Annotated in this window: 9 protein-coding genes and 1 tRNA gene; 6 read left to right on the top strand and 4 right to left on the bottom strand. The window is 63.1% G+C overall.

Features of this window, described 5'->3' with window-relative positions; translation table 11 throughout:
* Window positions 1-157 precede the first annotated feature (157 nt).
* Entirely contained in the window at window positions 158-1,369 is a 1,212-nt protein-coding gene (locus tag EFD56_RS28660; protein ID WP_126906910.1) for a Fic family protein, read from the bottom strand.
* A 490-nt stretch (window positions 1,370-1,859) separates the two neighbouring features.
* Window positions 1,860-1,936: transfer RNA gene (locus tag EFD56_RS28655), tRNA-Pro, on the bottom strand.
* Between the two features lie 262 nt (window positions 1,937-2,198).
* Here EFD56_RS28655 and EFD56_RS28650 point away from each other — a divergent pair.
* On the top strand, window positions 2,199-2,606 hold the full coding sequence (locus EFD56_RS28650; RefSeq protein ID WP_004674119.1) for a hypothetical protein: 408 nt from the start codon (window positions 2,199-2,201) through the stop codon (window positions 2,604-2,606).
* Window positions 2,607-2,985: 379 nt separating this feature from the next.
* On the opposite strand, the gene EFD56_RS28645 is transcribed toward EFD56_RS28650, so the two are convergent.
* Window positions 2,986-5,961: an NAD(P)-dependent oxidoreductase gene (locus EFD56_RS28645; RefSeq protein ID WP_126906909.1), complete on the bottom strand. Its 2,976-nt coding sequence runs from the start codon at window positions 5,959-5,961 to the stop codon at window positions 2,986-2,988.
* 480 nt (window positions 5,962-6,441) lie between these two features.
* Between EFD56_RS28645 and EFD56_RS28640 the strand changes: the two genes are divergently transcribed.
* A complete protein-coding gene (locus EFD56_RS28640; protein ID WP_245440650.1) occupies window positions 6,442-6,795 on the top strand; it encodes a hypothetical protein in 354 nt (117 codons plus the stop codon).
* A gap of 298 nt (window positions 6,796-7,093) precedes the next feature.
* The gene (locus tag EFD56_RS28635; RefSeq protein WP_342635164.1) at window positions 7,094-8,314 is read left to right on the top strand and encodes a TCR/Tet family MFS transporter; all 1,221 of its coding nucleotides are present in this window, start codon (window positions 7,094-7,096) and stop codon (window positions 8,312-8,314) included.
* Window positions 8,315-8,479: 165 nt separating this feature from the next.
* Here EFD56_RS28635 and EFD56_RS28630 read toward each other — a convergent pair whose 3' ends face one another.
* Entirely contained in the window at window positions 8,480-9,418 is a 939-nt protein-coding gene (locus tag EFD56_RS28630) for a LysR substrate-binding domain-containing protein (protein ID WP_126906907.1), read from the bottom strand.
* 242 nt (window positions 9,419-9,660) lie between these two features.
* On the opposite strand from EFD56_RS28630, the gene EFD56_RS28625 reads away from it, so the two are divergent.
* From EFD56_RS28625 to EFD56_RS28615, 3 genes are read left to right on the top strand one after another with little or no spacing between them, the layout of a single operon-like run.
* Window positions 9,661-10,788 (top strand): alcohol dehydrogenase family protein, encoded by a 1,128-nt coding sequence (locus EFD56_RS28625; protein ID WP_126906906.1) that lies wholly within the window; start codon window positions 9,661-9,663, stop codon window positions 10,786-10,788.
* 10 nt (window positions 10,789-10,798) lie between these two features.
* Window positions 10,799-11,914, top strand: coding sequence for a mandelate racemase/muconate lactonizing enzyme family protein (locus tag EFD56_RS28620; RefSeq protein WP_126906905.1), 1,116 nt, complete (start codon window positions 10,799-10,801; stop codon window positions 11,912-11,914).
* A 52-nt stretch (window positions 11,915-11,966) separates the two neighbouring features.
* Entirely contained in the window at window positions 11,967-12,968 is a 1,002-nt protein-coding gene (locus tag EFD56_RS28615) for a glycine betaine ABC transporter substrate-binding protein (protein ID WP_126906904.1), read from the top strand.
* Window positions 12,969-13,331 lie beyond the last annotated feature (363 nt).

Raw genomic sequence — 13,331 nt, 5'->3', positions numbered from 1 at the left:
ATGAAAATTATAACTGGGGGCGGGAGCAGCGGCGGACTGTCGTTGTTGCGACCCGCGCTCCACGCACAATGATATCCACCCCCGCCGCAAGGCATGGCGGAAATTGCTGGCGGTGCCGAGCGTGTTTATACCGGAGCACGAAGATACGAGGTCGACACTAATTTCCCCGCGACGATTTCGAGGGCGCTTGGCCCTGCCCAGCAGTTTTGCTCTGGATAGGATCTGGCCTACTCACCGTCATGATGGAGGGTGAATAATACGCCTTCGGGTACAACCCAGGAAGCTCCTCAACAATGCCCAGTTCGATGAGCTTCTCAATTGTCCCTCTGGCGGCAGCGTATGTCACGCTAAGCTTATCGGCAGCTTCTCCAACGGTAATTACGGGCCTCTCGAACAGGTAATCAATTATTGTAAGGGGATTTGACGATCTGCCGGAGCTTGAGGCTCGGTTTCTGAGATTCTCATGCAAAGTAATAATTCTATCGATCGCGACGATAACGCTAGAGCATGTCTCGCAAATCCGGTCGCAGAAGAATTTGATCCATTCAGCCCATTCGCCTTTGGTAGAGACGTTGTACATCCTGTCGATATATTCGTCCTTATGGTGCTCCATAGCCGGACTTATGTACAGGATCGGCATATCGAGAAGACCATTATGAACCGCCATGAGCGATATTAACATGCGGCCCATACGGCCGTTCCCGTCAGCAAAGGGATGTATCGCTTCTATCTGATAGTGAACTAAAGCTAGATCGATGAGCCTGCTGAATGCAGATGTCTCTGCTTCTCGGTTAAGGTATCGTTCCAGAGCATCCATACATTCTTGAGTTTCAGCCGGCGGAGGAGGCACGTAGCGAGCCCCCTCGATTGTCCGGCCGCCGATCCAATTTTGGTCTCGCTTGTACTCCCCAGGGCGCTTCTGCGCACCTCTCATCGAACTCAGTCCGCTGAGGAGAATTTCGTGTCCCTTTTTGAGAACCCGATGAGAAATCGGTAGTTCTCGAAGCATCTCGAGGGAGGCGTTGAGCGCGTTCAGATAATTTACGACTTCGCGTGTGGAATCGTCACTGTCTGTGTCGAGACCGGCCTCCGCCAACAACAAGTGGCTGTCAGTTGTGAAGGTCCCTTCCATAGCAGATGAAGTTAAGGCTTCATTACGCTGAAGAGGGCGCACCAAAATATACGGATTGGTGAGTCGCCGACATGCCCCCTTTAACTCGCCAAGTTTCTGAAGTGCCTCACCTACACATGTCGCTATATCAGCCAACTCTAACTTTGGTGGGAGTGGTGATGGGATAAAAGCAAATTGATTGTCGATCGTTGCGACCAACGTACCGGTATCGGGGGCGATAAATTCAGAACGCTGCATGATAGCTTCCTATAAAGTGACAGCGAACCTTATAGCAAAGCCGACTTTAGCTATAAAGTTCGCCACCACTTTATAGATGCCACATCAACATAATTTGCCACGCAAAAGCACGCCTCATCATCTTGCGCATAGCACGTGACACGAGTGAAGGGAGAAATTGGGGCGAATGTAGTCATCGCCCGAGCATCAATCAGCCCGGATCGCCTCACGCCTTGGAGCTCGAGTCCTGCCGTCACGCGCTTTGCAATACGAATCAAGCCGGGCGCTGCCGTAATAGTCGTCGCGAGTGTCGGCGATCATCCTTTTGAGGCGCGCTCGCACGCGACGCAGTAGCGCTACGCCGTCGACCTCGTTCGACAAGCGAATGTCACCCTCTCCGAGAGCTCACGCCAGATCAATCGGTCCGCAAATTGATCCGCCGACCTAAGAATGACTTTCGCAGAGAACTCAGTTCGGAAACGAAAAACCCCGCCGAAGCGGGGTTTCTAGCTGGTCGGAGTGGAGTGATTCGAACACTCGACCCCCACGTCCCGAACGTGGTGCGCTACCAGACTGCGCTACACTCCGTGACCAGCGGCGCTTCTATAGAACAGCCTATCTGGTTGCACAAGCGCCAATTTTCAAAAATCCGAGGGAATTTTTGACGGGTTGATGACAGGGGCTGGAATGGGCCGTTGCTGCAAAAAGACACACCCCGCGCAAATTAAACGGAAGTGCAAAAGGGGCAATTTTCTTTTGCCGGGTTCCGCGCTAAAGGGCTCGGCGGGACAGGCGAAACCGCCGCGACGGCGGCTTCGCAGCCAATGCGCCAGAGATCAGGGACGACACGATGAAACTCCGCACCATCACCGCGGCCGGGCTTGCAATTGCGCTTGCCGGATGCACGACCATTCCTTCCGCCGGCAATCCGATCGAGGCCCGCTGGGTCGGTAAATCGGCCGGCATCTTCTTTGCCGCCTTCGGTCCGCCGATCAGCGACCGCGAGGAAGGTTCGAGCACCATCTATACCTGGCGCGGCGGCTATAAGACCGTGCGCATTCCGGCCAAATATGCCGAGGGCGCCGATGGCAAGCGCGGCAAGCAGATCGCCGCCGCCCGCACCGCCTACCTGCGCTGCCAGGCCGAAATCACCACCAATTCCGACTATACGATCCGCGACATCCGCACCGTCGCCGACATTCCCGGCGTCAACGGCCCGTCCTATTGCGCCGAGTTCCTGGCGCCCGAACAGAAGTAACGGGTTACCCGAAGACACGAAAACAGGCGGCCGATGTGCCGCCTGTTTTGTTTTGGGCTGCTGCGGATCGTTACAGGCTAGCGGCCTCGGACGCGGATCACGGAACGAATGATGATGCGAGGTTGTGCCGTGCGGCCCCCTCATCCGACCCTGCGGGCCACCTTCTCCCCGCTGGGGAGAAGAGGGAGCAAGTTGCTCCGGCACCGGCAAACGAATCCGCCTGCTTATAGGCACTTCATCCAATGGGATTGATGGGCAAGCGCCACTCTCCCTCTTCTCCCCAGCGGGGAGAAGGTGGCCCGAAGGGTCGGATGAGGGGGCTGCGCGGCACGGCGTCAGCGACAAAAGACCGTCGCCACTCGCCGTGCCGTCAATGGTCTCACCCCTCCGCCGGCCCATAGAGGCCGAGTTGGTCGAGAAGCGCGCGCTGTCGGTCTGCGCTTTCGACCAGGAGCGCGGTGTAGCGCTCGACGATGCGCTGCTGGTGTCCCCGGTCGGAGACGGCCGACAGCGCGCCGGTGATGGCGGCGATCTTTTCCGAGACCTGGCGCAGTTCTTCCAGCAGCTCAGCCTTGCCACTGGCCTCGGCGACGACCTGCTTCGTCACCTTGCCGATGCCGGCCGGCGTGCGGCTGCCGCCGGAGACGTAGCCTTCCGGCAGGTCGCCCTTGAGATTGACGACGGATTTGAAGCGGATGACGTCGAAGATCTGGTCGACCGCCTGCTTGGCGCCGGTCACCCGCGAGGGGTGGTCGGTGTCGGCGGCGGCGTGCGGCAGGAGCTCCAGTTTGCCCTTGTGGCGCGCTTCGAGCGGCAGGTAGGGCAGCATCGGGCCGCTCAGCGCGCCGGTCGCGGCATCCCTGAAGAGGTCGGCGTCGATCGCCGCATGGGCGATCTTGCCCGAGGCAAGCGCTGCATCGAGGGCGCCGGCATCGACGACTTCGCCGCGGTCGTAATTGACCAGCACCGCGCCGTCCTTCATGGCGCCGAGCACCTGCGCATTCACCGTGCCGGCATTGGAATAGGTGCCAGTCGCGGCATCCAGGCGGCCGAGGCCGATATGGACGGAGAGCACGTCGGCGCCGCTTGCCGCTTCGACCGGGCTTGCGGCATAGTCGAAGCCCTCGGCCTCGATCCAGCGCTTGTGATGTTCGCGGGCATAGATCGCCACCGTCATGCCGAAGGCCTTGGCGAGCTTGGCGACTTCACGGCCGATATTGCCGTAGCCGAGAACGGCGAGCTTGCGGCCCTCGAGCTTGGCCGTCGGGAAATCCTTGAGCTGGCGGCCGGTATCGAAATCACCGCCGGCGACCATCCGGTGCAGCCGGTCGACCGGCAGGTCGGGCACGACCTTCAGGATCGCCTTGAAAGCCATCTGGGCGGTCGCGCGGCTGTTGATGCCGGGCGTATTCATCAGCGGCGCCTCGCCGCCCTCGCCATTGCCGCCGCCCCAGGAGGCCGAGCCCATATTGCCGGTGCCGGCGCCGATGCGCACGCCGCCGAGCGGGAAGACCGAGCCCTTCGGAATGAAGGTCGCCGCCGCGATCAGCGCATCATACTGGCCCTTGTCGGTCTGCGGCAGGATCTCCGCCTCGGTGCTGAGGTTCGGCTGATAGAAGAAATGGATGCGGCCCTTTTCCAGGCCTGCGCGATCACCGAGCGGGCCGAGATGGAAGCTGCCGCCCTTCTCCTCGATATAGGCCTTGACCTCGCTGTAATCGGGCTCGCCACCGGCGCCGAAGCGCAAGCCGACGAGATCGGCGATCAGCACCGTATAGGCGCGGTTCGGATCGTCCTTGCGCACGGCGCCATCGGCCTTGGCGGGCGCCTCGAAGGTCACGCCGTGTTTGGCGAGCTCCTCCTCGAGCACGACGATCTTGGCGCGGAGATAGGCATATTGCAGGTTTTCCAACAGCGCCACGACATCCTCGGGCTCGCGGATGCCGCCGACCCAGGCGCGATAATCGCCGGGTGTGCCGGGGAAGGCGTTGACATAGCGGGCCGCATCGAGGCCGGGCTCATATTCGCCGTTCGGATGGGTGATGCCCTCATAACCGAGCAGCTGCTTGGAGCGGGCGATGATGCGGGCGTGGATGCCGGCATCGGTGATGCCGACGTCCTCGACCTTCAGCAGCGTCACGGCGGCGCCGCGGCGCTCGGCATCGGTGACGGTCAGTGACAGCAGCGGGTGCGACTTGACCCATTCGTCGATCACGGCGCGGTTGGCGGCCGAGCGGCGGTTGAGCTCGACGACGGAGCCGACCCGGGCTTCCGACTGCAGCAGGCCGAAGGTGGTTTCGGCAAAGGCGAGCGCGCTGTAGGTATTGATGACGCCGCCGAGCATGCGGTCTTCGGCCGGATCGTAGAACGGCCCGGCATCGACCGAGCGCTTGGCCGAAAACGGCTGCCGCGGATCGATCGGCGGGGCGATCTTCAGCTGCCGCGGGATTGCCCAGGCCGGATCCTGCTGATTCTCTTCGATCAGCGCCAGCGCATGCGGGGTGAAGGAGGCGACGAAATAGCCGGAGATGCCGCCGATCGCCTTCTGGAACGGCATGAACAGGCAGCACTTCGCCATCACGGCGCTGACGAGCTCGGGCTCCCAGGGCATGGCGCCGAGCATCGAGGTGGCGTCGAACACCGCATGGCGGTTGGCCGGGTCGCCGTCGAGCCAGCTCAGCAGCTCGCGGATCTCGGCGCTGGTATAGGCGTTCGCCCCCGTCGTTTCGTGGCCGACGCCGACGAAGATCGACACGCCGAGCGCCGACAGTTCGGCCGCCGTCGGGATCACGCCTTCGGAGGCGGCGAAATGGATGCGGCTCTCGCAGCCCTTTTCGGCGAAACGCTGCATTTCGATCAGCTGCGTCGCCCAGGACTGGCGGAAGAAGCCGGCGGCCTTGGACGGATCGCTCTCCGGCCGCGGCGTATCGACATAGACGCGCTGGCCGGCATCGTTGGCATTCATCAGGTGCTGGATGCAGACGGTGAAGCCGCTATGGCCGCCGCCGAGCCCGACCGCCATGCGGTTGGTCTTGGGGAAACCGAAATAGCGATGGATCGCCCGCATCATATCGGTCAGGATCTTGTCGGCCGGATAACCGCGATGCATGCTGCGGGAAATCTCGGCCGTAGTGAAGCCGCCGATATCGTTGCCCCGGTCGTCGAACTTACGATAGGTCTTCTCGATCCAGGCGTCGAAAGCGATGCGCCGCAGGCGGCTATCCACTTCATCGGTCGTCGCATCGGTGATCGGCCCGACGCCGAAGAACGGGTTGGACGGCAGTTTCGGCGCACCCGACGCGGTCTGTCGAAGGGCGTTCAATCGCTGTTCCTGCATCTGCGCGATATCTGTCATAGCCTGCCTGTCTGTTTTTCGGAGCTGAAGTTCTCATAATGGTGGGGCCACTGCTCCGGCAAAACTACCTCATATGCGCCGAACGACAGGCGAAACGCGTCATTGGTGGTGCTGGGGTGATGATATCCCCGCGAAGCCCACCCGCCATCTACCCCTCTCGACCCCCAGGGCCGATGTGGCCGGTCTTTCGATCCCCCAAGTGACAGGCACAACGATGAGCTCCCATCCTAAGGCGGCAGGCAAAACGATCAGTCCTCATCCTGAGCTCCGGCAGAGGGGGCGGCCACGGCGCTCGGCAGAGAGCTTGGCAGGCGACACGCACAACGATCAGCCCTCATCCTGAGGTGCCCCGCAGGGGCCTCGAAGGACGAGGGCGGGTGGCTGCGGTGGCCAGCCCCGTCCTTCGAGGCTTCGCCCTCTGGGCTACGCGCCTCAGGATGAGGCTGGAGAGAGGGCGCGCCATGAGGCTGGAGCGAGGGTGTGCCGGGCCGCACGAACGGTGCAGAGGCGTTTACCATCTCTTCCCTTCGATACTCCGCCCCGTTGATGATGCCCCTAAAAATTGCAATGCTTCAATGTGGCAGGGAAGCGCTCGAGAAGGTTGGTTTGGCCGAGGCGGAAAAAAGACGAACGATGGGGCGGCGCTTGATCTCGCTCGTCAAGATCGTTTGGACAGTTTCGATCGTCATGACGGCAACGGCCCTGGGGGCCCATTACGGCTGGGAGAGCCACGGAATTGCTGGGGCGCTGGGGCTCGGCTTCGTTGGTCTCGTGGCGGGAGGCTTTCTGAGTTCACCTTCCATTCTGTTGGAGGTCCTCATCGGTCTCACCTGAAACACGGCAGAGAATTGATCGACGGCGCCACAAAACCTCACACCCGCAACTATCCTCCACAAAAAAACAGGCTTGCCCTACTCAACCATCCGGCGTATGTCTTGCCCGTCGCGAAAAGCGACTGCCTCCCTTGATCCGCTCAGTGGCGGAGTAAACAGGTGGACGAATGGGTCGTCCAGGCGGTCGAGCACAGGCCCGCCATGCGCATCAGCCATGGTTCGGCCAGCACCTCCCTGAAACCAGTGCCTGACCAGATCAGGCCTCATCGTGAGCCATCGGCGCACTCTGTCGGCGCTGCCTGCTCGCGTCGACCCGGAACGCACCCATGACCAGATCTCTTATCGTCATCTTCACCGCCATTGTCCTCGATGCCGTCGGCATCGGGCTGATTTTCCCGATCCTGCCGTCGCTGCTTGAGGATATCACCCATGCCGCAGACGTCGCGCCCTATATCGGCACGATGACCGCGCTCTATGCGCTGATGCAGTTCATCTTCGCCCCGGTGCTCGGGGCGCTGAGCGATCGGCTCGGCCGCCGGCCGGTGCTGCTGATTTCGCTAGCCGGTGCGGCCGTCAACTACCTCTTCCTCGCCTTGGCGCCCAATCTGACCCTGCTGTTCATCGGCCGGGCGATCGCCGGGCTGACCAGCGCCAATATCTCGGTCGCCACCGCCTATATCACCGACATCTCGCCGGAGGAGAAACGCGCCCGCCGCTTCGGCCTGTTCAACGCCATGTTCGGCCTCGGCTTCATCATCGGCCCGGTTCTCGGTGGCGTGCTCGGCGACCATTGGCTGCGGCTGCCCTTCCTCGCCGCGGCGGTGCTGAATGGCGCCAACCTGCTGCTCGCCGTCTTCGTCCTGCCGGAATCACGCCCGGGCCGCCGCGAGACGATCGACCTGGCGGCGCTCAATCCGCTGAAACCGCTGCGCGCGGTGCTGGCGGTCAAAAGCTTGCTGCCGATCGTCATCCTGTTCTTCATCTTCAGCGCCACCGGCGAGGCCTACGGCACCTGCTGGGCGCTGTGGGGCAGCGACGCCTTTCACTGGAACGGGCTGTCGATCGGCCTTTCGCTGGGCGCCTTCGGCATCTGCCAGACGTTTGCCCAGGCCTTGCTGCCCGGGCCGGCCGTGAAACTGCTCGGCGAACGCGCGGCGATCCTCGTGGGTGTTGCCGGCGTCTCGCTCGCGCTCACCGTCATGGCCTTTGCCGGCCAGGGCTGGATGATCTTCGCGATCATGCCGGTTTTCACCCTCGGCGGCATCGGCGTGCCGGCGCTGCAATCGCTGGCGACCCGGCAGGTCGACGAGAACAGCCAGGGCCAGTTCCAGGGCGTGCTGGCGTCCGCCGTCAGCCTCGCCTCGATCGCAGCGCCGCTCGGCTTTTCCAGCCTCTATTTCCTCTTCCGGGAGGAATGGCCGGGCGCCATCTGGCTATCGGTCGTCGCCGTCTACGCGCTTGCCGTGCCGCTGGTGCTCGATCTCCGGCTGAACAAGCCGGAGGCGGAAGTGGCGGGGTGAGATTGCTGGGGCACGAGGGCACTCCACTTGAACTTGTGGCCGCCGCTTTGTCAGAAACGAGGTGCCCAACCGCGTGGGTCCTCGAGTCAAGCCCGAGGGCGACGGAGAATGGGGAGCGCCGGCGGCAAGGGCCACCAAATGCCCAAAGCGACCGTCAGGACGGTTTCAGGGTGCCCCGCGCGCCAAAGGCATCGGCGCGCGTCTTTCCTCTTCGGCAAGCATCCTGATCCAGTCGCGCAGCGATAGCGCCGCGGCGGGAAGCGCGCGGGTGTTGTTCCAGGTGAGGTAATAGGCTCCCGGATCGGGAACGACCAGATCGGTGAAGCGCACCAGATCGCCCTTTTCGACCAGCGGCCCGACCAGGCGGTGCCAGCCGACGACCAGGCCCTGGTCGGCCATCGCCGCCTGCAGCGCCACGCTGAACTTGCCGAACCGTCTGCCGCTGACGGCGCGATAGGGCACGCCGGCGCGCAGCAGCACCTCTTCCCAGCCGGTCCAGCCGGGCTCGACCCATTCGACGTTCAACAGCGGCAGATCGGCGAGATCGGCGGCGGTGGCGCCGGCGTGTTTTTCGGCGAATCCGGGGCTGCAGACCGGATAGAGACAATCGTCGAATAGCAATTCCGCCGTCTCGTCGATCCATTTGCCCGATCCGTAGCGGATGCGCAGCTCCAGTTCCGATCGGCGGAAGACCTTGAAGTTGTCGCCGATCAGGTGATCGACCGAGATATCGGTGAAGCGCCGCCAGAAATCCGGCATGCGGGGAATGAGCCACATCGAGCCGAACACTTCGCTGCAGGCAATGGTGACGTTGCGGGCGCTGTTTCCCTGCTTGATCGAATTGACCACCTCGGAGGCCTTGGCGAAGCCGCTGGCGAGCGCCCGATACAATTCCTCGGCCGGTGCCGTCAGCATCACCCCCTTGCCGGTGCGCACGAACAGGGGAACGCCGAGTTCCTGCTCGATCGACTTGATCTGCCGGCTGACGGCGCCCGTGGTGACATTGAGCTCGGCCGCCGCGAGGGTGAAATTGCCGTGCCGGGCGGAGGCCTCGAAGGTGGCAAGGGCAGTCAGCGACGGCAGACCATAGAAACGACGGACCATCGATGCTCTCCCATCTATTCCCAGCGCCCGTGGACGCGGGGTTGATATTTCCGCCATGATAACGCGCGCATACTGCTCTGTCTTGAGTTCAACTCAACACAATCAGGATTTTTATGAGTCTTGTCTTCAGGCCCTGCCTGCCGTTTTCATAGGACCCACAAACAGCATGTCGCGAGGAAAAGACGCCCGTCCGGTGCCCGGCCGCGCGTTGGGCGACGCTATTTTCGAGGTCCCGAACAGGCATGAACATCGAGACATCAAGGTCGAAACCGGCCGCGCAAGGGCTGCCCGAGCGGATGAAGGGCGTTCTCCTCACCGGCCATGGCGGCTTCGAGAAACTCGAATATCGCGAGGACATTCCGCTTCCCCGGGTCAAGGCCGGCGAGGTGCTGATCCGCGTCGCCGCAGCCGGCGTCAACAACACCGATATCAATACCCGCATCGGCTGGTATTCCAAGGCGGTGACAACAGGCACGGAAAGCGGCGGGGCGACAGGTTTCCAGTCGGCAGAGGACGCCGACGCCAGCTGGTCGGGCGTGCCGCTCGCCTTTCCGCGCATCCAGGGGGCCGATTGCTGCGGGCGCATCGTCGCTGTCGGCGACGGTGTCGATCCCATCAGGATCGGCGAGCGGGTGCTGGTGCGCAATATGCTGCGCTCCCATGTCGATTATCGCCCCTTCGAATGCTGGACCTTCGGCTCGGAATGTGACGGCGGCTTTGCCCAATATGCGGTGGCGCCGGCGCGCGAGACATACAGGGTCGACTGCGATTGGAGCGATGTCGAGCTGGCGTCGCTGCCCTGCGCCTATTCCACCGCCGAGGGCATGCTGCACCGCTCAGCCGTCGGCGCCGGCGAGCACGTCCTGATCGCCGGCGCCTCCGGCGGCGTCGGCTCGGCGGCGATCCAGCTGGCGAAGCGCCGGGGTGCCACCGTCACGGCGATCTCAAGCCCCGACAAGGCGGCGCAATTGCTGGCGATCGGCGCCGACCGCGTCGTTGCGCGCGGCGACAGCATCGTCGCCGGGCTCGGCAGGGAGACGGTCGACGTCGTCCTCGATGTCGCCGCCGGTCCCTCCTTCGGCGAGCTGCTCGACGTTCTGAAAAAGGGCGGGCGATACGCCGTTGCCGGCGCCATCGCCGGACCGATCGTCGAGCTCGACGTCAGGACGCTCTATCTCAAGGACCTGACCTTCTTCGGCTGCACCTTCCAGGAGGACGTCGTCTTCGAAAACCTCGTCTCCTATGTCGAGCGCGGCGAAATCAGGCCGCTCGTCGGCAAGAGCTATCCCTTGAGCGAGATCGTCGAGGCGCAGCGGGATTTCCTGTCGAAGCGCATCGCCGGCAAGCTCGTTCTCGTCATCCCCGAATAGAAGAGCCACAATGAGCGAACTCAAAATCGAAAAAATCGATGTCTTCAAAGTCGACCTGCCCTATCGGGGCGGCGTCTACCGGCTGTCGGGCGGGCGCGAATATCGAAGCTTCGATGCGACGATCGTCAGGATCACGACGCAGAACGGGCTGGAAGGCTGGGGCGAGAGTACCCCGTTCGGCTCGACCTATATCGCCTCGCATGCGCTCGGCGTGCGCGCCGGCATTGCGGAAATCGCGCCTGGTCTGATCGGGCTCGATCCCCGCCGCGTCGACCGCATCAACGACGCCATGGACCAGGCGCTGGTCGGGCATCTGCATGCCAAGACGGCGCTCGACGTCGCCTGCTGGGATCTGTTCGGCAAATCGGTCGGCCTGCCCGTCTGCGAGCTGCTCGGCGGGCGCACCGATGTCGAGATGCCTGTCATTTCGTCGATCTATATGGGCGATCCGGACGATATGCGCCGGCGCGTGGCCGAGCATCGCCAGCTCGGTTACATCGCCCATTCGGTCAAGATCGGCGACGAGCCGGCCGTCGATGCTGCCCGGATTGCCGCCTCGCTCGCCGACAAGCGGCCGGGCGAATTCTTCATCGTCGATGCCAATGGCGGCATGACCGTCGAAACCGCGCTGCGCATGCTGCGGCTGTTGCCGGCCGGGCTCGATTTCGTGCTCGAAGCACCCTGCGCGACCTGGCGCGAATGCATGTCGCTGCGCCGACGCACGGATGTGCCGATCATCTTCGACGAACTCGCCACCGACGATGCGGCAATCGCCCAGCTTCTCGGTGACGACGCCGCCGAAGGCATCGGCCTGAAGATCTCCAAGAATGGCGGGCTGACCCGCGGCCGCCGGCATCGCGATATCTCGGTCGCCGCCGGCTACACCGTCAGCGTCCAGGAAACGACCGGCTCGGACATCGCCTTCGCGGCCATCGTCCATCTCGGCCAGACGGTGCCGGAAAAGAACCTGCGCTGCGTGCTCGAATGCCGCGACATCGTCGCCATCAAGACCGCCGACGGCGATTTTGCCGTGCGCGACGGCCGCGTCACCGCACCGGCCGCCCCCGGCCTCGGGATCACGCCGCGCCTCGAAGTGCTCGGAGAGCCGGTGGCCAGCTATTTCTAAACAGGGACGCGGCGCCCTGGCTTACCGACGCCGCAAAACAGAGGGAACGACAATGAAAAAACTGCTTGCATCCACATGTCTGCTGGCCGGCCTTGCCGGCGGCGCATCGCTTTCCCACGCGGCCGAATGCGGCGACGTGGTGCTGGCCGTGCACAATGCCCAAAGCGCCGAAGTCCTGACCTTCGTCGACAAGTTCATCCTCGAGAACGGTTACGGCTGCAACGTCGAGACCGTTCCCGGCGACACGGTGCCGACCACCACATCGATGGTGGAAAAGAGCGAGCCCGACGTCTCCTCCGAAACCTGGGTCGACCTGCTGCCCGAGATCGTTCCGCGCGGCGTCCAGGAAGGCAAGATCGTCTTCGGCGCTCCGGCCCTTCCCGATGGCGGCATTCAGGGCTGGTGGATCCCGAAATATATCGCCGACGCCCATCCCGAGATCAAGACCGTCGAGGACGCGCTTGCCCATCCCGACCTCTTCCCCGATCAGGAAGACCCGAGCAAGGGCGTGGTCTTCAACGGCGCCGAAGGCTGGGGCGCGACCGTTGTCACGACGCAGCTGTTCAAGGCCTACAAGGCGGCCGACAAGGGCTTCACGCTGATGAACCCGGGCTCGGCGGCCGGCCTCGATGGCGCGATCGGCAAGGCCTATGAACGCAAGCAGGGCTTCATCACCTATTACTGGGCGCCGACGGCGCTGCTCGGCAAATATCAGCTGGTGAAGCTCAAGCAGAACGGTGCGGCCGATCCGGTCGAATGGAAGCGCTGCATCACCAACCTCGCCTGCCCCGATCCGAAGGTTGCCGACTGGCCGGTCGACAAGGTGATGACCGTTCTGACCAAGAAATTCGCCGACCGCACCAGCCCGGAGGTCATGGCCTATTTCAACAAGCGCGGCTGGAGCAACGACACGGTCGGCCAGATCATGGCCTGGGAAACCGAAAACCAGGGCACCGGCGAAGACGGCGCCAAGCGCTTCCTGCAGCAGGACGAAAGCGTCTGGTCGCAATGGGTCCCGGCCGACGTCGCCGAGAAAATCAAGGCGGCACTTTGACGGATAGGAGGACGGCGGCAGCCCTGATCCGGCTGCCGCCGCCATCTCCAGGGGAGAAGGGACATGCCGCGATCCCTCTATTCGCAAGGTGTGTTTCTTCTCCTCGTTCTTCGGCGGACGCTTTTTAGCTTGCATGGCGCCGGGGGCGCCTGCTGTCCTGCCGGACCCGCAAGGGAGGAGAGGGCAGCCCGCCCAACGATCAGCCCTCACCCGGGGCGGCACGCACAACGACCAGCCCTCATCCTTGTACGTTGCCGCTGCTGTATAATGCGGCTGTGCGACGGAGATGCGTGTCATCCCGGGGTTTTGAACTCGTGCCTCAGCAAGCATCTCCGTCGCCATGTCTTCGCTCGAACGGTTGAT

This window comes from Rhizobium phaseoli (assembly GCF_003985125.1).
Classification (GTDB): domain Bacteria; phylum Pseudomonadota; class Alphaproteobacteria; order Rhizobiales; family Rhizobiaceae; genus Rhizobium; species Rhizobium phaseoli.
The sequence above is the reverse complement of the archived record's forward strand: the minus strand, read 5'-3'. Positions and strand labels throughout refer to the sequence as shown.